The sequence below is a fragment of the Leucobacter musarum subsp. musarum genome (genome assembly GCF_001273845.1).
Taxonomy (GTDB): domain Bacteria; phylum Actinomycetota; class Actinomycetes; order Actinomycetales; family Microbacteriaceae; genus Leucobacter; species Leucobacter musarum.
This window is the reverse complement of the sequence record NZ_JHBW01000087.1, coordinates 1-21653: the sequence shown is the minus strand read 5'-3', so window position 1 is coordinate 21653 and position 21653 is coordinate 1. Positions and strand designations below refer to the sequence as shown.

General features: G+C 63.8%; 17 protein-coding genes. 3 read left to right on the top strand and 14 right to left on the bottom strand.

Going from position 1 to position 21653, the window contains the following annotated elements:
• Nucleotides 1–75: 75 nt before the first annotated feature.
• Nucleotides 76–2034 carry a Stk1 family PASTA domain-containing Ser/Thr kinase gene (gene pknB / locus CH42_RS09095; RefSeq protein WP_053352896.1) on the top strand — a complete coding sequence of 653 codons (1959 nt, stop codon included), beginning with the start codon at nucleotides 76–78 and terminating at the stop codon, nucleotides 2032–2034.
• Between the two features lie 80 nt (nucleotides 2035–2114).
• On the opposite strand, the gene CH42_RS09090 is transcribed toward pknB, so the two are convergent.
• Both CH42_RS09090 and CH42_RS09085 read right to left on the bottom strand, forming a co-directional pair.
• Nucleotides 2115–3482: a class II 3-deoxy-7-phosphoheptulonate synthase gene (locus tag CH42_RS09090; protein ID WP_053352895.1), complete on the bottom strand. Its 1368-nt coding sequence runs from the start codon at nucleotides 3480–3482 to the stop codon at nucleotides 2115–2117.
• 164 nt (nucleotides 3483–3646) lie between these two features.
• Nucleotides 3647–4318 carry a lysophospholipid acyltransferase family protein gene (locus tag CH42_RS09085; RefSeq protein WP_053352894.1) on the bottom strand — a complete coding sequence of 224 codons (672 nt, stop codon included), beginning with the start codon at nucleotides 4316–4318 and terminating at the stop codon, nucleotides 3647–3649.
• Nucleotides 4319–4458: 140 nt separating this feature from the next.
• On the opposite strand from CH42_RS09085, the gene CH42_RS09080 reads away from it, so the two are divergent.
• A complete protein-coding gene (locus tag CH42_RS09080; protein WP_053353531.1) occupies nucleotides 4459–6288 on the top strand; it encodes an AMP-dependent synthetase/ligase in 1830 nt (609 codons plus the stop codon).
• A gap of 73 nt (nucleotides 6289–6361) precedes the next feature.
• Here the strand turns inward: CH42_RS09080 and def are convergent, their stop codons facing one another.
• Together def and CH42_RS09070 are read right to left on the bottom strand one after the other, a co-directional pair.
• Nucleotides 6362–6853: a peptide deformylase gene (gene def, locus CH42_RS09075; RefSeq protein ID WP_053352893.1), complete on the bottom strand. Its 492-nt coding sequence runs from the start codon at nucleotides 6851–6853 to the stop codon at nucleotides 6362–6364.
• Between the two features lie 41 nt (nucleotides 6854–6894).
• Nucleotides 6895–10296, bottom strand: coding sequence for a pyruvate carboxylase (locus tag CH42_RS09070; protein WP_053352892.1), 3402 nt, complete (start codon nucleotides 10294–10296; stop codon nucleotides 6895–6897).
• A gap of 209 nt (nucleotides 10297–10505) precedes the next feature.
• Between CH42_RS09070 and CH42_RS09065 the strand changes: the two genes are divergently transcribed.
• Entirely contained in the window at nucleotides 10506–11351 is an 846-nt protein-coding gene (locus tag CH42_RS09065) for a ParA family protein (protein ID WP_053352891.1), read from the top strand.
• A 79-nt stretch (nucleotides 11352–11430) separates the two neighbouring features.
• Here CH42_RS09065 and CH42_RS09060 read toward each other — a convergent pair whose 3' ends face one another.
• The 10 genes from CH42_RS09060 to CH42_RS09015 form a co-directional block, all read right to left on the bottom strand.
• Nucleotides 11431–12081, bottom strand: a complete 651-nt coding sequence (locus tag CH42_RS09060) for a MerR family transcriptional regulator (protein WP_082309380.1) — start codon at nucleotides 12079–12081, stop codon at nucleotides 11431–11433.
• A gap of 156 nt (nucleotides 12082–12237) precedes the next feature.
• Nucleotides 12238–12915 (bottom strand): transcriptional regulator FtsR, encoded by a 678-nt coding sequence (gene ftsR, locus CH42_RS09055; RefSeq protein ID WP_053352890.1) that lies wholly within the window; start codon nucleotides 12913–12915, stop codon nucleotides 12238–12240.
• A gap of 1 nt (nucleotide 12916) precedes the next feature.
• Nucleotides 12917–13381: an FHA domain-containing protein gene (locus tag CH42_RS09050; RefSeq protein WP_053352889.1), complete on the bottom strand. Its 465-nt coding sequence runs from the start codon at nucleotides 13379–13381 to the stop codon at nucleotides 12917–12919.
• A gap of 133 nt (nucleotides 13382–13514) precedes the next feature.
• Nucleotides 13515–14999: a helix-turn-helix transcriptional regulator gene (locus CH42_RS09045; RefSeq protein WP_053352888.1), complete on the bottom strand. Its 1485-nt coding sequence runs from the start codon at nucleotides 14997–14999 to the stop codon at nucleotides 13515–13517.
• 105 nt (nucleotides 15000–15104) lie between these two features.
• Nucleotides 15105–15524: a monovalent cation/H(+) antiporter subunit G gene (mnhG, locus tag CH42_RS09040; RefSeq protein ID WP_082309378.1), complete on the bottom strand. Its 420-nt coding sequence runs from the start codon at nucleotides 15522–15524 to the stop codon at nucleotides 15105–15107.
• A complete protein-coding gene (locus CH42_RS09035) occupies nucleotides 15517–15828 on the bottom strand; it encodes a monovalent cation/H+ antiporter complex subunit F (protein ID WP_053352887.1) in 312 nt (103 codons plus the stop codon). Before CH42_RS09035 ends, mnhG begins: the two co-directional genes overlap by 8 nt.
• Complete coding sequence (locus CH42_RS09030; protein WP_053352886.1) at nucleotides 15825–16391, bottom strand: Na+/H+ antiporter subunit E; 567 nt, start codon at nucleotides 16389–16391, stop codon at nucleotides 15825–15827. The genes CH42_RS09035 and CH42_RS09030 overlap by 4 nt, the downstream gene beginning before the upstream one ends.
• Nucleotides 16384–18054: a Na+/H+ antiporter subunit D gene (locus CH42_RS09025; RefSeq protein WP_053352885.1), complete on the bottom strand. Its 1671-nt coding sequence runs from the start codon at nucleotides 18052–18054 to the stop codon at nucleotides 16384–16386. The genes CH42_RS09030 and CH42_RS09025 overlap by 8 nt, the downstream gene beginning before the upstream one ends.
• Complete coding sequence (locus CH42_RS09020; protein WP_053352884.1) at nucleotides 18051–18560, bottom strand: Na(+)/H(+) antiporter subunit C; 510 nt, start codon at nucleotides 18558–18560, stop codon at nucleotides 18051–18053. Before CH42_RS09020 ends, CH42_RS09025 begins: the two co-directional genes overlap by 4 nt.
• Nucleotides 18557–21451: a Na+/H+ antiporter subunit A gene (locus tag CH42_RS09015; RefSeq protein WP_053353529.1), complete on the bottom strand. Its 2895-nt coding sequence runs from the start codon at nucleotides 21449–21451 to the stop codon at nucleotides 18557–18559. The genes CH42_RS09020 and CH42_RS09015 overlap by 4 nt, the downstream gene beginning before the upstream one ends.
• Nucleotides 21452–21653: the final 202 nt, after the last annotated feature.

The following is a 21653-nucleotide window of genomic DNA, read 5'->3' as shown; positions in this document are numbered from 1 at the left end:
CTCGCATCTCGCGCAATCCGCGCGACTCCGGCGCGCGTCATGATTCGTCGCATCAGACTTCCGTAGACTCGACGGGTGACTACCGTGCCCACCGACCCGTTGATCGGGCAGACGCTCGACGATCGGTATGCGATCCGCTCGCGCATTGCGCGGGGCGGTATGGCCATGGTGTATCTGGCGACCGACCTCCGTTTGGAGCGGCGCGTCGCGGTCAAAGTCATGCACGAGCATCTCGCCGAAGATGACAATTTCACGCGTCGCTTTGAGCAGGAGGCACGGAGTGCCGCACGCCTGTCGCACCCCAATCTGGTCAACGTTTTTGACCAGGGACACGACCTCGGCCGCACCTATCTCGTGATGGAGTACCTACCGAGCATTACGCTCCGAGACCTCCTCAAACAGCAGCACCGCCTCACCACCGAGCAGACGATTGAGATCAGCGATGCGGTGCTCTCGGGCCTCGCTGCGGCGCATGCAGCGGGCATTGTGCACCGCGATCTGAAGCCCGAGAATGTCATGCTGGCTGACGACGGCCGGATCAAACTCGGTGATTTCGGTCTCGCTCGCGCCGTGTCAGCCAACACGACCACCGGCCAGGCACTCCTCGGCACGATCGCCTATCTCTCCCCCGAACTGGTCACGCGCGGGATCGCCGACGCGCGTAGTGATCTCTACGCCTTTGGCATCATGCTGTACGAAATGCTCACCGGGGCTCAGCCGTTCACGGGCGAGCAGCCGATGCAGATCGCGTATCAGCACGCGCACTCCGAGGTTCCCCTGCCGTCGCTCGTCACCCCCGAGATTCCCGAGGAACTGGACGACCTCGTACGTTGGATGACGCAGCGCGAGCCCGACGCGCGACCCGATAACGCCGGCATCGCCCTCGCCGCCCTGCGCGATGGTGAGGTACGTGACGCACCCCTGGGATCGACGCGGGTACTGCCCAGAGCGGCCGACGAGGGAATCCCAACGCCGTCCACCTCGGTGCTCGACCCTCAGCAGCAGTGGGCGGTGGCGTCGGGCGCCGGTGCCACCACGGTCGCCCCGCAGATCGACGCGACAGAGTCGCCGGCGAATACCACCGCAGCTGCCACCTCCATTGATCGTGCCGCTGGGTACGCCCGATCGCGCAGCCGCCGAGGCCGTTGGATCGCGCTGCTCGCCGCAGTGCTTGTCGTCGCTGCCGGAGGCATCGGATGGTGGTTCGGGCAGGGTCCCGGATCACAAGTGTCTGTACCCGATGTCTCCGGGCAAGAGATCGCGGCCGCGCAAACCGCACTGGAACAGCACGATCTCGTGGTGTCGCTCGTCGAGTGCCCGAGCCTCGAGGTGCCGGCAGGCAGTGCGGCAGGCAGCGATCCGCAGGCCGGCGCACGCGTCGATCGAGGCACCGCGGTGCAGCTCTGCCAGTCGACGGGGCCGCAAATGCTGCCGGTACCGACACTCGTGGGGCTCCCCCAAAGCGACGCCGAGTCGGCGATCGCTCAGGCGCAGTTCGCCTTTGGCTCCGTCGTGGAACAGCGCTTCTCGGACGCTGAAGCCGGTACGGTGCTCGCTGCGCTCGGCAGCGACGGCGACGCTCTCGGCGACACCTACCCCGAACAGGGCGTGGTCGACCTCATCACCTCAGCGGGCACCCTGCCCGACGTTTCTGGCGCGTCCGTCGCCGATGCAACGGCGACGCTCGCCGACCGCAAGCTGACAGTCGACGCGTCCCTGCAGCAGGATGCTTACAGCGACAGCGTTGAAAAGGGATCCGTAATCGCCCTGCTTCCGCAGACCGACCCCGTGCGCCCAGGCGATCCCGTCGGATTGCAGGTGTCGCTCGGCCCCGAACTCTTCCCCGTTCCCGACGTGTCAGGCATGGGCTTGCAAGAGGCGATGGACGCACTCACCAACGCGGGCTTCGCCCCGAGCACCTTGGTTCCTGATGCGCTGCGCAGCTTCGCCAAGGCCATCAGCACCGACCCGGCGGCCGGCACCGAAGTCGCGGCAGGCACTGAGATTCGCGTGCGCAGCACGATCTCACTGTAGGTCCAGCTTGAGTCTCTGAGACTCAACGCACGAACGCCCCGCACACCTCGGCGGTGCACGGGGCGTTCGTCGCGAGCGAATCAGGAGATCTTCTTGAGCTCCTCAGCCACCTGGAACGCGAGCTCGAGCGACTGCATGTGATTGAGGCGCGGGTCGCAGAGCGACTCGTACCGCGTCGCAAGCGTGTCTTCGTCGATGTTCTCCGAACCTCCGAGGCACTCGGTGACATCGTCACCGGTGAGCTCGATGTGGATGCCGCCGGGGAACGTACCGACCTCGCGGTGCGCCTCGAAGAAGCCACGCAGCTCGTCCATGACGTCGTCGAATCGGCGCGTCTTGTAGCCCGTAGCCGTCGTCATGCCGTTGCCGTGCATCGGATCGGTGACCCACAGCGGAGTCGCACCGGCGTCACGCACGCCCGCCAGGAGACCCGGAAGGACGTCGCGGATCTTGCCCGCGCCCATGCGCGTGATGAACGTCAGTCGGCCGGGCTCGCGCTCAGGATCGAGCTTGTCGATGAGACGCAACGCATCGTCAACCGACGCCGTCGGGCCGAGCTTCACACCGATCGGGTTGCGCACGTGCGAGAGGAACTCGACGTGCGCGCCGTCGAGGTCACGAGTGCGCTCACCGATCCAGAGCATGTGCCCCGAGGTGTCGTAGAGGTTGCCCGTGCGCGAGTCGACGCGCGTCAGCGGTCGCTCGTAGTCGAGCAGCAGCGCTTCGTGGCTGACATAGAACTCGGTCTGCGTCAGTGCTGCGTTGTCAACACCGCACGCGGCCATGAACTTGAGTGCGCGGTCGATCTCTGCGGCCAGGGACTCGTAGCGCTGGTTCGCCGGGTTCGAGACGAAGCCCTGATTCCAGGCGTGCACCTGACGCAGGTCTGCGAAGCCCCCCTGCGTGAACGCGCGAATGAGGTTCAGCGTCGACGCGGAGACGTGGTACCCCTGCACCAGTCGCTGCGGGTCCGCAGTGCGCGAGTCAGTCGTGAAGTCGTAGCCGTTCACGAGATCGCCGCGGTAGGCCGGAAGCGTGACACCCTCACGGGTCTCCTCGTTGCTCGATCGCGGCTTCGCGAACTGACCGGCCATGCGGCCGACCTTGATCACCGGCATCGAGGCGCCATAGGTGAGCACGACCGCCATCTGCAGCAGCGTCTTCACGCGGTCACGGATCTTGTCGGCCGTCGCCGCGGCGAACGTTTCGGCGCAGTCGCCACCCTGCAAGAGGAAGGCTTCACCGCGCGCCGCAGCGGCGAGGCGCTCGCGCAGCTGATCAGCTTCGCCGGCAAAGACCAGCGGAGGCTGTGCAGACAGTTCACGCGACGCATAGGCGACGGCATCGGGATCGGGCCAGACCGGCTGCTGCTTGGCCTCGAGCGCCTGATAGGCGTCGAGCTCCGCGAACGCTCGTTCGGCAGCAGTCTCGTGAATCTGGGTAGTCATTGCGATCCCTCACAGTAGGTACGTGAAATCGTCGCGGCGGATCGCCGCAACCCTGTCAGCCTACTGCCTCAGGCGGGCCCGCGACGACGCGGGGACGACTGAGTGAGACGCTCGAAGCGAACGTGCACCTTCGCGGCGCATGCTGCCGCTCTCGACGGAGGCGATCAGCGGTTGCGCACGCTCGATGCGTACACGTCGACGTAGCTCTGGCCGCTCAGTTTCTGGATCTCGAGCATGATTTCGTCGGTGACGCTGCGCAGCACGAACCGATCGGCGCTCATCCCAGCGAAACGAGTGAAATCCAAAGGCTTGCCGACGACGGTTCCGATGCGACGGATCTTCGGCACCTTTGCCCCGATAGGCATGGCCTTCTCCGTATCGATCATGACGATGGGCACGACCGTGGCGCCCGACTCCACGATCAGACGCGCGACGCCCGTACGCCCGCGATACAAACGGGCATCGGGGCTGCGCGTGCCCTCGGGGTAGATGCCCAGCACGTCACCGCGATCCAACACCGCGAGACCCGTGTTCAATGACGCTTCGGACGCTTTGCCGCCGGAGCGGTCGATGGGCAGCTGGCCCACGGCCAGCATGAACGACTTCACCAGCCAGCCCTTGAGTCCTTTCCCGGTGAAGTAATCGCTCTTCGCCAGGAAGTAGACCCGCCGCTCGATCATTGCGGGCATGAAGAAGGAGTCGATCACCGACAAGTGGTTTCCTACAAGAATCACCGGCCCGGTCGCGGGAATGTTCTCGGCACCCTCCAGCCACGGGCGGTAGATCGTTTTCAGCAACGGCCCGATGATCAGGTGTTTAAAAATCCAGTAGAGCACAGCCCACGATTCCTCTCGACTGAGAACACCATACCTGAGCCCGGGTGGACACGGGGGTATGCATATAGGGTGGCAGAACAAGGTGCGACGCGAGACGCCGCGTCGCGGATGACGGATACATGAGTATCGAAGGAGCTGCCGTGAATCAGTCCGAAACCCCGATCCTCGTTCCGCCGGTGCCGGAGGACAACATCACGGATCTCCTCGAGCAGCGAGTTCAGGAGACGCCGGATCGCGCACTCTTCGCTGTCCCCGAAGGCGAGGGCTGGCGCGACATCAGCGCGGCCGAGTTCCGCGCCGATGTGATTTCACTGGCGAAAGGGTTCGCCGCCGCCGGCATCGAGCCGGGCGACCGCATCGCGTTCATGTGCAAGACGAGCTACCAGTGGACCCTGGTCGACTTCGCTATCCACTACACCGGTGCCGTCATGGTGCCGATCTATGAGACGTCATCCCCGCTGCAGGTGCACTGGGTGTTGGAAGATTCGGGTGCGCGAGCGATCCTCACGGAGACTGAGGATCACGCAGAACGGTTCTTGGAGATTCGCGACGACCTCCCTGCGGTGTCGCTGTCGTGGCGCCTCGACCAGGGCGCGCTCGACGATCTCCGAGCGCAGGGTGCAGCCATCGACGATGCCGAGATCGAGCGTCGCCGCTCCATCGCCGTCGGAAGCGATGTCGCGACGCTGATTTATACGTCCGGCTCCACCGGGCGCCCGAAGGGTTGTGTGCTCACGCACGCCAACTTTGTCGACCTGTCGCGCAACACGGCTCCCGCCCTTACCGAGCTGGTGCACCAGCCGGGCGCTTCCACGTTGCTCTTCGTTACGCTCGCGCACGTCTTCGCACGGTTCATCTCGGTGCTCTCCGTGCACGGGGGCGTTCGCGTCGGGCACCAGGCCGACACCTCGCAGCTACTGCCCGCACTCAGCACGTTCAAACCGACGTTCTTGCTCGCGGTGCCACGCGTGTTCGAGAAGGTCTACAACTCGGCCGAGCAGAAGACTGAGTCCGAGGGCAAGGGCAAGATTTTCCGCGCAGCGGCGAAGGTTGCGGTCGCGCACTCCGAAGCGCTCGACGCCGGTAAGGTGCCGTTCGTGCTGGGCCTCAAGTTCAAGCTCTTCGACAAGCTCGTCTACGGCAAGCTGCGCGAGCGTCTGGGCGGCAACGTGCGGTTTGCCGTTTCGGGCTCAGCTCCGCTCAGCCACTACCTCGGTCACTTCTACCGCAGCCTCGGTGTCAAAATTCTCGAGGGCTACGGGCTCACGGAAACTACAGCGCCCGCAACGGTGAACCTTCCGCACAAGTTTAAGATCGGCACCGTCGGCCCGGCGCTTCCGGGGCACACGATCCGCATCGCCGAAGACGGCGAAATCGAGATCAAGGGAATCGACGTCTTCAGGGAGTACTGGAACAATCCTGAGGCCACGGCGGCTGCGTTCACCGCCGACGGGTTCTTCCGCACCGGTGACATCGGTTCACTGGATAACGACGGGTACCTGTCGATCACCGGCCGTAAGAAGGAAATCATCGTGACCGCGGGCGGCAAGAACGTCGCGCCAGCGGCCCTCGAAGACCCGATCCGTTCGAACACCATCATTGGGCAGGTCGTCGTAGTCGGCGATCAGAAGCCGTTCATATCGGCGCTCGTCACGCTCGATCCTGAAATGCTCCCGAGCTGGCTCAAGAACAATGGCGAAGACCCGAACATGACGCTCGAGGAGGCTGCGGTGCACCCGAAAGTGCTCGCTGAAGTGCAGAGCGCCGTCGACGCCGGAAACGAGTACGTGTCGCGTGCCGAATCGATCCGCAAGTTCGTCATTCTTCCGACGGAGTTTATCGAGGCGAATGGCCACCTCACCCCGAAGATGAGCATTCGTCGCGACAACATTCTCCGCGACTTCGCGGGTGAGATTGCGGGGATCTACGGCGAGAACCCGCAGACCGAGGCCGTCAACGTCGCGCGGTAGCTCTTCCTCCGACAGTACAGCCCGGGCCACCACATTTGTGGCGGCCCGGGCTATATGCGTGACGTCGCGCCGCTCAGAACCAGGCAGAGGTGCGAATCTGACGCATTGCCTCGCCGCGTGATTCGCGGTCGAGACGCGAGAGGTACAGCTTGCCATCGAGATGGTCGCACTCGTGCTGCAGCGCTTGCGCCATCAAGCCCTCGCCCGTGATCTCGATCGGGTTGCCGTCGAGATCGATTCCTCGAACCGTCGCACGCGGATAGCGCAGCACGTCGAACCAGAGGTCAGGCACGGAAAGACAGCCTTCCCCGGTCAGCTCCGGTTCGCCCTCGAGCGCCACGATCTCCGGGTTCAGTACGTAGCTGATCTCTCCGTCGATATGCAGGCTGAACGCTCGCAGGGTGTGACCGATCTGCGTCGCAGCGAGCCCGGCACGGCCCTCCATGTCGACCGTATCAATGAGGTCTTGCACCAACGCTCGTACGCCGTCGTCAATGTCGACAATGGGATCGCAGACCGTGCGCAGCACGGGATCGCCAAAGACTCGGATGTCACGAATCGCCATGACATCCGAGCCTACCGGCACGGGCCGTCAGCCCGAAAACGCTACTCGGTGATGGTGGCGATCAAATCGCCCGACTCGGTCGCCCGCGTCCCGGTGAACACGACCCGCTCCACACGACCCGAAACGGGCGCTGTGATCGCGGCCTCCATCTTCATCGCCTCGATCGACGCGACCGGCTGACCCGCTTCCACGACGTCACCGACCGCGACCTTCACGGTCACCGTGCCCGAGAACGGAGCCGCGACATGCCCCGGAACCGTACGATCCGCTTTCTCCGCGATCACGGCCTCAACCTTGACCGATGCGTCTTTTACGTACACCTGACGCAACTGCCCGTTCACGCGCACCATCACAGTCCGCACACCCTTCGGGTCCGCCTCACCGATCGCTTCGAGGCCCACGTACAACCGCACACCCTTGGCGAGATCGATCGCGTGCTCCTCACCGGCCGACAGACCGTAGAGGTAGTCCGGAGTGTCGAGCACTGACACGTCACCGAACTGCTCGCGCGCATCCAGGAACTGACGCGTCGGCTGCGGGAACAGCAGTCGATTCAGTGTGTCGCGCCGCTCGGCGCTCGTACCATCGAGCAGCGCCTGATCGGCGTCAGACACCGGCGTGACCGCGATATCAACGCTGCGCCCGGCGAGCACCTTCGAGCGGAAGGGCTCCGGCCATCCGCCCGGGATCTCGCCGAGTTCACCCGCGAGGAACCCGACCACGGAATCCGGAATGTCATACTTCTCCGGGTTCGCCTCGAAATCAGCGGGGTCGGCATCCACCGCCGACAAATGCAGCGCAAGATCACCCACCACCTTTGACGACGGCGTCACTTTCGGGATGCGCCCGAGGATCCGGTCGGCTGCGGCGTACAGGTCTTCGATCTTCTCGAAGTTGTCGGCAAGCCCCAGCGCGATCGCCTGCTGGCGCAGATTCGACAACTGCCCACCCGGGATCTCGTGCGTGTACACGCGACCCGTTGGCGACGGCAGCCCTGACTCGAACGGCTTGTACACGGCACGCACGGCATCCCAGTACGGTTCCAACGCATACACCGCGTCCTGATCAAGGCCCGTGTCGCGGTCCGTGTCCGCGAGCGACGCCACCAGTGCCGACAGCGACGGCTGCGACGTGGTGCCCGACATCGGTGCGGATGCCGCATCGACCGCGTCCACGCCCGCAGCGCTTGCCGCGAGCAGCGTCGCGAGCTGCCCACCCGGAGTGTCATGCGTGTGCAGGTGCACGGGCAGAGCGAAGCGTTCCCGAAGCGCGGTCACGAGCTTCGCGGCCGCGGCCGGGCGCAGGAGCCCTGCCATGTCTTTGATCGCGAGCACGTGCGCGCCCGCGTCGACGATCTGTTCCGCGAGACGCAGGTAGTAGTCGAGGGTGTACTTGTCTTCGGTCGGGTTCAGCAGGTTCCCCGTGTACGACATCGCGACCTCGGCGACGGCCGTTCCGGTTTCCCGGACCGCGTCAATTGCGACCCGCATCTGGTTCACATCGTTCAGCGCATCGAAGATGCGGAAGACGTCGACGCCCGTCGCAGCAGCCTCGGCCACAAATGCTTGGGCGACTTGTTTCGGGTACGGGGTGTACCCGACCGTGTTCTGGCCACGCAGCAGCATCTGGATCGGCACGTTCGGCAACGCCTCACGGAGCACCGCGAGCCGCTCCCACGGGTCTTCACCCAGGAACCGCAGGGCGACATCGTACGTCGCCCCACCCCACGCCTCAACCGACCACAACTCGGGCGTCATCCGCGCCACATAGGGCGCGATGCGGGCGAGATCCTTCGTACGCACCCGGGTCGCAAGCAGCGACTGGTGCGCATCCCGGAACGTGGTCTCGGTGACCGCGAGTGCGGTCTGCGCGCGCAACTGCTTCGCGTACGCCTCAGGGCCCACCTCGAGCAGCAGCTGGCGATTGCCCGCGGGGGCCGGCGCCGCAAGGTCGATCGCGGGCACCTTCTGCGCAGGATCGATATGCCCGGGTCGGGCGCCGTTGGGTTGATTCACCGTCACGTTCGCGACATGCTGCAGAAGCCTCGTCGCACGATCCTTCGGCTTGTTCATCTGCAACAGCTCAGGCCGCTCTTCAATGAACTGCGTCGAAACGTCACCAGCTCGGAACGCATCATCCGCAAGCACCGACTGCAAGAACGGAATATTCGTCGACACCCCACGGATACGGAACTCGGCGAGTGCACGCTCAGCACGATTCACCGCTTCAGGGAACGACCTCGCCCGGCACGTGAGCTTCGCGAGCATCGAGTCGAAGTGCGGGCTGATCTGCGCCCCTACATCGATCGTGCCCCCATCCAGGCGCACCCCGCCACCACCCGGCGAGCGATACGCCGTGATGCGGCCGAGGTCGGGTCGGAACCCGTTCGCGGGATCCTCCGTCGTAATGCGGCACTGCAGCGCTGCACCACGCAACTGAATGCGATCCTGCGTCAACTCGAGCTCTTCGAGCGTCGCCCCGGCCGCGATCCGCATCTGCGCACGCACGAGGTCGACATCCGTGACCTCCTCAGTGACCGTGTGCTCCACCTGAATGCGCGGGTTCATCTCGATGAACACGTGCTCACCCTGACGCTCCCCCGCCGTGTCCAGCAAAAACTCGACCGTGCCCGCGTTCTCGTACCCGATCGATTTCGCGAACGCGATCGCATCCCGCGTCAACTCGTCACGCTTCTCCTGCGACAAATTCGGGGCCGGCGCGATCTCGACGACCTTCTGATGCCGGCGCTGCACCGAACAATCCCGCTCAAACAAATGCACCGTCGCACCCGACGAATCCGCAAGCACCTGCACCTCAATATGGCGCGGACGCAGCACCGCCTGCTCGATAAACATCGTCGGATCACCAAACGCGGACTCCGCCTCACGCATCGCGGACTCCAACGCGTCCCGCAGATCCTCAACCCGTTCCACACGCCGCATGCCACGACCGCCGCCACCCGCGACCGCTTTCGCGAACACCGGGAACCCGATCTGAGACGCCCCCGCAATCAACGCATCCACGTCGGTCGTCGGCGGCGTCGAACGCAGCACCGGCACCCCGGCAGCGATCGCGTGCTCTTTCGCGGCAACCTTGTTGCCCGCCATCTCGAGCGCGTTCTTCCCCGGCCCAATAAACCGAATCCCCGCGGCCTCTGCGGCGGCAGCCAGCTCCGGGTTCTCGGACAAGAACCCGTACCCGGGGTAGATCGCGTCAGCACCCGACTCAACAGCGACCCGAACAATCTCCGCCACATCCAGGTACGCGCGCACCGGATGCCCGACCGTACCAATCAGATACGCCTCGTCCGCTTTCAACCGATGCAACGAGTTGCGGTCTTCATACGGAAACACCGCCACCGTCTGAGCACCCAGCTCATGCGCCGCCCGAAACGCGCGAATCGCGATCTCACCACGATTCGCCACCAAGATCTTCTGGAACACTCCGCCTCCTTGCTACTGCGCTTATCGCCGGGTGCCCACACCGTCGAACTGGTTTGATATCAAGATACATGGTCACGGTTACCGGTTTCGGCATTGAGCCGCACCGGCACCCGCCCGCACCGCGAAATTTGCGACTGAATCCGTTGCGATCCGACTTCGCCGAGAACGAAGTCAGGCGATCCGCACGTCAAATCCACTAAACTTGCCGTGTGCATGTATTGAGTGTGAGTTCCCTCAAGGGCGGCGTCGGCAAGACGACCGTGACGCTCGGCCTCGCATCGGCCGCGTTTTCACGGGGTCTGCGGACCCTCGTCGTGGACTTCGATCCGCAGTCCGACGTGTCTACCGGGCTCGCCGTCAACCCCGAGGGGTACGCCAATATCGCCAACGTTCTTGAGAGCCCGAAAGAGAAGACGGTGCGCAGTGCGATCGCGCACAGCGGGTGGAATGATTACCACGAAGGCGGCACCATCGACCTGCTGGTCGGCAGCCCCTCAGCAATCAACTTCGATGGGCCACACCCCTCGACACGCGACATTTGGAAGCTCGAGGAAGCCCTCGCGATCGTCGAATCCGAATACGATCTCGTGCTGATCGATTGCGCCCCATCGTTGAACGCGTTGACGCGCACCGCCTGGGCAGCCAGCGACCGCGTGCTGGTCGTCGCCGAACCGAGCCTGTTCGCTGTGGCAGCGACCGACCGTGCACTTCGCGCAATCGAGGAAATTCGTCGTGGCGTCAGCCCCCGCCTGCAGCCGCTCGGCATCCTGATCAATCGCACGCAGCCGCAGTCGATGGAGCACCAGTTCCGTATTCGAGAACTCCGCGAGATGTTCGGCCCGCTCGTGCTCAACCCGCAGCTTCCCGAGCGCCTCTCCCTGCAGCAGGCGCAGGGCGCCGCGAAGCCGGTGCACATGTGGCCAGGCGAGGCGTCTCAGGAGATGGCAGCGAATTTCGATCTCGTCCTCGATCGCATTCTGCGTTCCGCCGGCATCGACGCCGCACGAGCTTCTGAATCGGGAGCTCCGACGGCGACCGTGGTCACCGAAGACTGACGACGAACCGCGTCCCGTGAAATGACGAAGGGGCTGACCGCGAATATGCGGTCAGCCCCTTCGTCATTTCAGAACCGAATCAGGAGATCTTCCGGGTCTTCCGGCGAGCAGCGAGCTCATCGACCGCACGATCTTGCGATGCTTCCTCGCGATGCTCGTCCATGTCGACGAGCGACGTCTCCACCTCGCGCAGCACCTTACCCACGGCAATGCCGAAGACACCCTGGCCGCGACTGACCAGGTCGATCACTTCGTCATTCGAGGTGCAGAGATACACACTCGCCCCATCGCTCATGAGCGTCGTCTGCGACAGGTCATGCACACCGGCCTCGTGCAGCTGCGACACAGCCGTGCGAATCTGCTGCAGCGAAATGCCCGTGTCGAGCAGGCGCTTGACGAGCTTCAGCACCAGAATGTCTCGGAATCCGTAGAGGCGTTGCGACCCCGAGCCCTGTGCGCTGCGCACCGTGGGCTCGACGAGACCCGTGCGGGCCCAGTAGTCGAGCTGGCGGTAGCTGATTCCCGCGGCACGCGCCGCGGTCGCACCCTTGAAACCGCCATCTTGGTTGGGGCGCGGAAGACCATCATCGAACAGCACATCGGCATCGATCGCATACGACTGAAGCGTTTCAGTGGGCGCGTCAGAGTGCGCCCCGGCGGACACAGCGTTTGGCTCCGCCTCCACCGATGGAGTCGTCGCATCGCCGTCAGGCTGCCGAGTGTGCTCCATCGTGTTCCTTTCTCATCGGCGCACCGTGAGAGCGGCGCCGAACTCCCCCAACGCTACCGAGCGCTCGACCCCCGTGCAACGACCGTCGAGTCTCAATTTGATCGTGTCGACTTCAAGTGGAACTTGAAGGTTGAAAACACGCCAAATACAGGTCGATCAGGCCGTTCCGAATCGCCGCCGCAACACGCCGGAGCGAACCGTGTCCAGGTGCTCAGCGAGTTCAAGCGCTCCCTCGGTGGCCGCGGGTGACGCCGGCTTGACTCCACGGGTCGAAACGGCGTGCGCGATCAGCTCGGCATCACGCTCAGCCGCAACGCGGAGCGGTCGGAGGTGTCGCGGAGTAATGCCCTGCTCGGCAAGCTTCAACAGCGACGTTACTTGCGCCACTGCGTCATGCGGAAACACCTCTGCGGCCGGCAAGAGGCCCGCCGCAATCGCTTCACCCAGGAACCGCGCGCTCGCCCCGGTCAGACGCCGGAGCTCCTCACTGCTCAGTACCCGCTTCGGGGTAAGGATGCTCGACGCGCTGCGCGACGCGGCGCCGGGAATGATGGGATCTCGTCCCTGATCAATCTCGTCGAGCACCTCCGCGATGACCTTCAACGGCAAATAGTGGTCACGCTGCAGGGTGAGGATGAGACGCAGCCGCTCGATATGCTCCTGCGAAAACTTACGGTACCCCGATGCCGTGCGTTCAGGAGTGATGAGCCGCTGCTCCTCAAGGAAGCGGAGCTTCGACGGTGTGAGATCGCCGAAGTCGTCTTGGAGACGCGCGAGGACCTGACCGATGCTCAGGAGTCCAGAGGAATACGGGCGGGCCTGTGCCGCCACCACCCTAGTTCTCCTCGGCGAGATCGAATCGCGAGGCGAAGAACGTGAAACGGAACTTGCCGACCTGCACCTCTGAGCCGTCAGCAATCTTGACCGCACCCTCGATGCGCGTGCCATCGCTGAACGTCCCGTTCAATGACCCGAGGTCGGCCACGGTGAACTCCGTACCTGACCGCCGGAACTCCGCGTGACGTCGGGACACGGTCACGTCATCGAGGAAGATATCGACAGCCGGGTGTCGGCCGGCGACAGTCACGTCTTGATCGAGGAGGAACCGCGCACCCTGATCGGGACCACGGCGCACGACCAGCAGGGCAGCGCCCGACGGGAGTGCCTCGACCGCTTCGCGCTCATCGATCGTCAGATCGGTGGCTCGGGTGCGAATGAGGGCTCCGAGATCTTCACGGAACTGCTGAGTCGATCGCACTTCTGTGCTGTCGTCGCGACGGGCATGATTTTCACTGGTCATGTCCTCACCCATTCCTACTCCCGGAGCCAATGCGAGCCGGTCGACTCGGTACTTCTACGCTAGCGCAGCCCAGGCCAACGGCGCACCTCGGCATGAGGTTTTGTGCCGCATCGCGGCGTGGCGTCCAGCAGATTCACCGCGTTTCGTGTGATTCGAGGAATGCGTAGACTTCGTGCGCGTCCACTCCCGGAAAAGTGCCAGTCGGCAGCGCCGCCAGCAGACTCGTCGGTGTCGCTGCTTCTGGCCACGCCGCCGGCGCCCATTTCGTCGTCATCTCCGTCGAGGCGCTCCGGCAGCACCGATCATCGGGGCAGAACGACTGTGATCGGTGCGGCGTCTCGCGCCCGCGGAACCACTTGACGTCAGAGAACTGCACCCCGACACTGACCGAATAGAGCCCCTCTTTCGCGCGTTCGACTCGCGAGGTGCACCAGTACGTGCCGCCCGACGCCATGTCGGTGTACTGGTACCACGGGTTGAAGTGGTCAGGCTGCCCGAACACCGTGCGTGCGGTCCAATTGCGACAGACCATCGCACCCTCAACGTTGCCGAGTGCGTCTGACGGGAACCGCACTCCGTCGTTCTCATACGCTTTGATCAGGGTGCCCGACTCATGCGCCTTCATGAAGTGCACATCGAGCCCTAGACGCTCCGTTGCGAGATTTGTGAATCGATGGGCTGCCATCTCGTAGGAGACTGCAAACGCGTCGCGCAGATCCTCCATGGAAATCTGCCGCTGCCGTTTTGCTTCGGCGAGCAGTGAGACGGTCGCCGGCTCGGGAAGCAGCACGGCGCCGGCAAGATAGTTCGCCTCGATGCGCTGGCGCAGGAAGTCGCCGTAACTGGTCGGCTCTTCATGACCGCGGACCACGCTCGCGAGCGCCCGCAGAATCGGCGCACGAGCGTCGCGCGACGGAGTTCCACTCCCGAGATACACACGACCGTTGCGACGGTCGATCACCGACCGTGTCGAGTGCGGCATATCGGCAACATAATGCAGGCTGAAACCCAGCTTCTCCGCGATGTTCGACACCAGCTGTTGCGAGACCGGACCTCCCGAATATCCCACCCGCTCGAGCATCGCGGCCGCTTCACGCTCAAGGTCCGCGAAATAGTTGCCTGCCACACGCATTTCCGCTCGCAGTTCGGTGTTCGCGCGTCGCGCCTCCTCCGGCGTAGCCGCACGTTCGCGGTGCAACCGCTCGACTTCGCGATGCAGGCCCAGCAGCGCGCGCAGCGTCTCATCACTCGTCGTCTTCGACACCCGAATCGGCTGCAACCCGAGCGATTGGAACACGGCGCCGCGCTGTGCTCGTTCGACCGCGATCTCGAGTCCCGCGCGTTCCGAGGGAGCCTCATCGCGCAGCAGATCGTCGACGCTCACTGCGAGCGCCGCCGCGAGCGAGCGAAGCATGGGCAAGCGTGGCTCACGCCTGCCGTTCTCGATCGCTGAGAGTTGCGATGGGGCGCGGTCGACGGCCTGGGCGAGTTGCTCGAGCGTCAAACCGCGTTGCGCGCGGAGTGCACGAACGCGCCGACCCAATGTCAGGGCGTCGCTGCTCTCCTCGGCCGGGTCGAACTCGGCGGCGTGGGCGGTGGGTGCTGACTGCAGTGTCATGACGACATCATGTCAGAGCCCGGAACTTCCGACAAGCGGAACTTTCAGACTTCTTCGCACCCCAAACCTCGGCAATGCGCGCGGTGTGGGGCGATTCCGCGGAAATTATTGCGAAGCGTCGGAGTCGCCGACACCCCGATCCGCAGGATCGACACGGTTAGGGAGGCGAGGCCCGTACAGGTCGCTTCGCTCGATCGCGGGGCCCAGCTCATCAACGACGAGCGTGGCAGTATCGAGCTGCCCGGTGCGATACGCGGCGCGACCCACCATGTGCGCAGCCACCGGAGCGGTGAGCGATTGGAAGACGAACACCGGGATGAGCGCGAGCAGTGTCGCGAAGGAACGTTGATCGAGCGCGATCGCGGCGATGACCAGCAAGAGTCCGAAAATCTGAGGCTTGGTCGCGGCATGCAACCGGCTCAACGCATCGGGGAACCGAAGGATCCCGATGCCTGCGGCGACCGACAATACTGCGGCCAGAAACACGCAGATCACCGCCGCCGTGTCGAGAATGATGTCAGACATGGCCCACCTCCGATGGTTGCGGCGGTGCCGGTTGCTCTGCACGACGCTTGACGAATCGTGCCACGACGATGGTGGCGAGTGTCGCTGTCGCGGCGATCACGGTCATGAGCGGAATGGTGTCGGTGTGCCCGCGAGCGACCATATCTGCGCCGACGGCGAGCATCAGCGTCGTGAGGAGCACATCGGATGCGACCATGCGATCGAGAATCGTTGGCCCGCGCACGATCCGAATGATGGCGGCAAGCGCGGTCACCGTGAGACCGGCGCCGGCAGCGATGAGCAGTGCGGCATTGACCACGGTCATTTGAGCGCCCTCATCTCTTCTTTGGAGCCAACCGCGCACACCAGCAGACGTTCGATGGTGCGCACGTCACGCCGCATCTTGGTGAGCTCGCGCTGCGTCGGCGTATTGAGTACGTGCAAGTACAGGGTCGATTCGAACCGATCGATCTCGGCAACGAGCGAGCCAGGGATGAGCGAGTTCGTCAGGCCAACCATGGTCATGATGAAGTCGGAGCGCGTGTTGAGCTTGACGGCGATGATCGACGTCTTGGGCGGTGGCCCAGGCCTCACCGCGAGCCACGCGACCTCCCATGAGGCGCGCCCCAGGTGCCAGATGAAATACCCCAGGTACTGCGCCGCGAACCACACGTTGAACCGACCGGCGAGTTCGACCGGTGGCAAGTAGAACAATCGCATGACGACGATGGCAACCACGAGCCCGCTCACCACAGAGAGCAGAGATACCTCTTGCCAGAGCATCATCCACAAGAGCACGAGTCCGATGACGAGTGGGAGCTCATGCAGTCGCACTCCCCACTCCATTCGACGGGCAGCGCGGGGTGATCCGGCATTCGACTCACTCATGCTCGCCCCCGTTCTCGAGCGTCGTCGTTCCGCTGCCGCCGCCCGGCCCGCCACTGCCCGCACCCGAACCGTCGCCGAGCACCTGGTCGACCACAGCTCCCGGGTGTGCGAGATCTTCTCCGGCGCGCGTTGCATATGCGTACAACGGGCCGGCGAAGACGGTGAGCGCGACGCTCACCACGACCATGCCCGTCGTCGCGGCGAACATGAGACGGGGAATCTCTTTCTGCTCGGCTTGCGGCTGCGCATCGGGCGCGTCTTGCAGACGCTCGAAAAGCGCACGCTCGCGCTCGCGCAGCACGAGTGCTTCGGTGGTCGCTGGCTTCGCCGCCTTGGCCTCGGCCTTCGATGGCGAACGCCAGAACGCGAGCACCCAGGAGCGAGCCAACGCGTACAGCGTCAGCAGGGACACCAACGCGCCGATACCGATCAGCCAGTAGGCCTCGGGCGTTCCAAGGTCGGCGGCGACCGTGAACAGCCCGAGCTTTCCAATGAACCCCGAGAATGGTGGGATTCCGCCGAGGTTGAGCATGGGGATGAAGAACAGCACCGCGATGAACGGCGCGCTCCGCATCAGTCCGCCCAGGCCCGAGATCGATGTGGTGCCGCCCTGACGTTCGATGAGACCAACCGCGAGGAACAGGGTGGTCTGCACGATGATGTGGTGAGCGATGTAGTAGATCGTGGCAGCGAACCCCGCGGAATTCGCCATGCCGATGCCGAAAATCATGTAGCCAATGTGGCTGATGAGCGTGAACGACAACAAGCGCTTGATGTCGAGTTGCGAGACCGCGCCCAAGATGCCGACGAACAACGTCAGCCCCGCGATGATCAGGAGCAATCGATCAACGCTTGAGTTCGGAAACAATTGTGTCTGTGTGCGGATGATGGCGTAGACGCCAACCTTCGTCAGCAGTCCGGCGAATACGGCAGTCACCGGCGCCGGCGCCGTCGGGTACGAATCCGGAAGCCAGAACGCGAGCGGGAACACCGCGGCCTTGATACCGAACGCGATGAGCAGGGTGAGGTTGAGGAGCAACTGCACCTCGCTGGGGAGCTCAGCGATCCGCACCGTGAGCTGGGCCATGTTCACGGTGCCTGTCGCGCCGTAGATCAAACCGATCGCCGCGAGGAACAGCACTGAGGAAACCAGCGAGACGATGACGTAGGTGACGCCGGCGCGGATCCGCTGGGCGGTGCCGCCGAGTGTGATCAAGACGTAGCTCGCGACCAGGAGAATCTCGAAACCGACGTACAGATTGAACAGATCGCCCGCAATGAATGCGTTGAACACCCCCGCGCCGAGCACGAGGTAGGTGGGGTAGTAGATCGAGACGGGCGTATCATCGTCGCCGTCGGCGAGACCCTGACCGATCGAGAACAGGAAAACCCCGAGCAACACCACTGATGACACCGTAAGCATCAGTGCGGAAACGCGATCGACGACGAGGGCGATGCCGAAGGGCGCAGCCCAGCCGCCTACTTCCATCACCAGGGTGCCGTGCGCGTCGACGAGATACATGAGCGCGCCGCTGAGCACCACGACGGAACTCAACGCGACCAGCGTGATGCCCTGCTGCAGTTTGCGATGCCCGGGCACCGCGAGTGCGAGCGCAGCGCCGGCGAGCGGGATCAGAACCGCAAGTGGTACGAGTGGAATCATCGGGCGTCCTCCCCCGCGGAGGGAGCGGCACTGCTGGTCGAAGTCTCGACGGGATCAGCATCCGAAACTTCGTCCGGGAAGTCCTCGGCGTCGTACTCCTGGGTTTCAGCGAGGTCTTCATCGGTGACCTCGGTCGCCGCGAGCGCTTCAGCAGTGGCAATCTCGAGATCGGCCTCGTCATCTTGCACGCGATCATCGTCCTCGTGCGCAAGCCGCCACGAACGATAGATCAACGCGAGCAGGAACGCGCTGACGCCGAACGTGATGACGATTGCCGTCAGAATGAACGCCTGCGGCAGCGGATCGCTCATCTCTTCGGCGGCGGTCTCCCCCGAAATCGGTGCAGCACCGAATGAACCCGACATCAGAAAGATCAGAATGTTCGTTGCGTTGCCGACCAGAAGGAAGCCCAGCAGCAGTCGCGTCAGCGATCGGTCGAGCATGAGGTAGACACCGCAGGTGTAGAGCACCACCATTACTGCGACCAGAACGAGTGGCATGGTCATCGTGCGCTCACCTCCTCTTCCTCGAATGCTGCAATATCGGCTTCTTCGTGTTCGTCGATCTCGGCTCCGAGGCTGCGCAATACATCGAGAATCAGGCCGAAGACTACGAGGTACACGCCCACATCGAACAGTGTGGACGTGACGAGCGGCAGCGTACCGAAGACGCCGAGATCGACATCGACCCAGGCTGACGCGAGCGCGGATTGTCCAAAGAGCATGGGAAGGAATGCCATCGACACTGCGATCGCAAGTCCGGTCCCCAGAATGCGCCCGGCATCGAGGGGTACGGTCGCGCCGAGCTCATGCCGCCCTCCAGCCAGATAGCGAGCGACGAGCGCGAGACCGGCCACCAATCCCCCGGCGAAACCGCCACCAGGGGTATTGTGCCCCGTCAGCAACAGGTAGATCGACAAGATGATCAGCCCGTGGAAGATCAGCCGCACCACGACCTCGAGCAGGATCGAACGTCGCGCAGGGTCAAGGTGTCGCCCGGCAAGCACCCACGACATGCGCCGCGCCGGGTCCTGCGGATCCGCTACGCGCATGAGATGCTCCTGCGCTGCCGAACGCGCCGCACGGCGACTGATCTTCGGTCGGGTGTCGACGCGAGTACTCACGAACACGAGGGATGCGACGCCCGTCGCCGCGGCCAGGATCACCGAGAGTTCACCCATCGTGTCCCAACCGCGAATGTCGACCAGCATCACGTTCACGACGTTGCTCCCGTGGCCGCCGGCGTAGGCAAGCTCGGGAAGTTGTAGGGAAATCGGCTCGGCGATTCGGGATCCCAGAGCAATTACGGCAAGAGCGCCGAAGACGAGTCCAACTCCCAGACCAATTGCTCCGCGCGCCCAGCGCTTCGGGCGCGTTGCGCGGCTGCCGATCCGCTGTGGGAGTCGACGAATGACAAGAACGAACGCGATCAGCGTGACCGTTTCAACCAGGGCCTGTGTCAGAGCCAGGTCGGGAGCTCCGTGCATGGCGAAGATTGCGGCCATGCCGTACCCAGTGACCCCGACCAGCACCACTGATTGGAAGCGCGTACGTGCACGCAGCGAGAACAACGCGGCGATGATCATCACGATGGCGATGGGAATCTGCACCGGTGAGGTCGCGAACACCACTTCGCTGGGCCACTCGCCAGTGAACAGCACCGTGCCGCCAAGCGCCGCGACCAGCACGATGAGGATGACGGCCAAGTAGAACGGCAAAGAGCCGCGCTGCGTGATTGCGGTCACCCGCACGGCAAGCACATCGACGAAATGAGTGACAACCCAGTACGCGTGCGAGGCGGACCAACGTTCAACGGGTGGTGGTGCGAATGTGCGTGTGCGGCTCAACCGGAGCGCGAGAAGTATGCCAAGGATCAACACAACGACCGACGCCAGCAACGCCGGAGTCCACCCGTGCCAGAGTGCGAGGTGCTCGATCTCGATGCCCCGCTCACGAGCCTCAGGCACGAGTGGTTGCAGTACGTGGTCGACGCTGCTGGAAACGATCCCGAGAAGGAGCGCCGTAGCAGAGAAGAGTGCCGGAGCAACCAGGATGAATCGACCGGGGTCACGGGCGACGCGACAAGACGCGACGCCCGTCTTACGCCCGAAGGCTCCCCACAAGAAGCGTCCCATGTAGGCGACAGTTAGCAGGCTTCCGACGACTGCAACGACAAACGCGACCCAGGCAATCGGCTCGTCTCCAGCTACCGCCAACAATTCTGTGAACGCGGATTCCTTTGCAACGAAACCGAAGAACGGCGGAGCCCCGGCCATTGACGCTGCCGCGAGCACAGTAATGACCGCGAGCACGGGCATCCGACGCCCCAACCCACTGAGCTTGCGCAGATCACGGGTGCCGGTTGCGTGGTCGATAATGCCCACTGACAAGAACAATGGAGCTTTTGCGACGGCATGCGCGAACAGCAACGCAAAGCCGGCGAAGCTTGCACGCGGATCACCCACGCCGAACACCATCACGAGCAAGCCCAGTTGACTCACTGTGCCGTGCGCGACGATCAGTTTGATATCAAACTGGCGCAGAGCACGAATACCGCCGTTGAGCATCGTCACGGCACCGAGTACCACGAGTGTTTCGCGGAATCCCGGTACGTCTGCGAAGGCGGGCGTGATGCGTGCGATCAAATAGATGCCGGCCTTGACCATCGCCGCTGCGTGCAGATAGGCGCTCACCGGCGTCGGTGCTGCCATGGCACCCGGGAGCCAGAAATGGAAGGGGAAGATCGCCGACTTCGAGAGTGCTCCCGCAAGCACCAGGAATACCGCGGTGGTGCCCACAGCACCTTCGGGTCGAGTGGAAACAATCTCTGAAAGCAAAGAACTGTCGGCCTGGTGGGCAAGGAGCACCAGGCCGACGAGCATCGCGAGCCCACCGAACGTCGTCACCATCAACGCTTGCAGAGCGGCAGCCGTCGATGTCCGCAGTCGCGTGAGGTGCCCGATGAGCAGGAACGAGAAGATCGTCGTGCCTTCCCAGAACACGAAGAGCAAATAGACATCGTCGGCAAGCACAAGCCCGAGCATTGACGTCGCGAACCCCATGAAGACAGCGGCGAAGCGCTCGAGTCCGGGTTCTCGGGGCTCAAAGTAGCGGGTGCAGTACAACAGCACCAACGCACCCGCTCCAGTCACGAGCAGTGCGAACAAGAGCGCGACCGGATCAAGCCTGAAGGTCAGTGTGAGATCGATCTGCGGCACCCACACGAATGACTCGACAATCGTGTTGCCGCCGTACACGCCTGGCGCCAGCGACAGGAGAACGACGAAGATCGCGGCCATCACGATGGCGAAAACCCCAAACACCCGACGCCCCAAGAGTCGGGCTGCGGGGTGGGCGACAATCGAAACCAGAGCAAGGATGAGCAAGACACTCATCATCGCTCCCATAGGCGGCCCACTTCCGGTTCGGTCGTCGTTTGGATCTCAGTACAGTCTACCGGAACCAAGTCTCCAAAACTTCGCGGTGCGCCGCTGGCGAACTCCCTGATCGCAACGGCGAACGCACGTGTGGCGCGAATCAGATCTCGCGGCACTGTTCGCGGCCGCAAACTCGTCCCAGAAAAAGCGAAAGGGTCGCACG

Coding starts and splice junctions, on each gene's coding strand:
- CH42_RS09090 (WP_053352895.1), bottom strand. CDS start 3,482: ATGACTACCCAGATTCACGAGACTGCTGCCGAACGAGCGTTCGCGGAG.
- def (WP_053352893.1), bottom strand. CDS start 6,853: ATGGCGATTCGTGACATCCGAGTCTTTGGCGATCCCGTGCTGCGCACG.
- CH42_RS09060 (WP_082309380.1), bottom strand. CDS start 12,081: ATGGAGCACACTCGGCAGCCTGACGGCGATGCGACGACTCCATCGGTG.
- CH42_RS09050 (WP_053352889.1), bottom strand. CDS start 13,381: ATGACCAGTGAAAATCATGCCCGTCGCGACGACAGCACAGAAGTGCGA.
- CH42_RS09045 (WP_053352888.1), bottom strand. CDS start 14,999: ATGACACTGCAGTCAGCACCCACCGCCCACGCCGCCGAGTTCGACCCG.
- mnhG (WP_082309378.1), bottom strand. CDS start 15,524: ATGTCTGACATCATTCTCGACACGGCGGCGGTGATCTGCGTGTTTCTG.
- CH42_RS09035 (WP_053352887.1), bottom strand. CDS start 15,828: ATGACCGTGGTCAATGCCGCACTGCTCATCGCTGCCGGCGCCGGTCTC.
- CH42_RS09030 (WP_053352886.1), bottom strand. CDS start 16,391: ATGAGTGAGTCGAATGCCGGATCACCCCGCGCTGCCCGTCGAATGGAG.
- CH42_RS09025 (WP_053352885.1), bottom strand. CDS start 18,054: ATGATTCCACTCGTACCACTTGCGGTTCTGATCCCGCTCGCCGGCGCT.
- CH42_RS09020 (WP_053352884.1), bottom strand. CDS start 18,560: ATGACCATGCCACTCGTTCTGGTCGCAGTAATGGTGGTGCTCTACACC.
- CH42_RS09015 (WP_053353529.1), bottom strand. CDS start 21,451: ATGATGAGTGTCTTGCTCATCCTTGCTCTGGTTTCGATTGTCGCCCAC.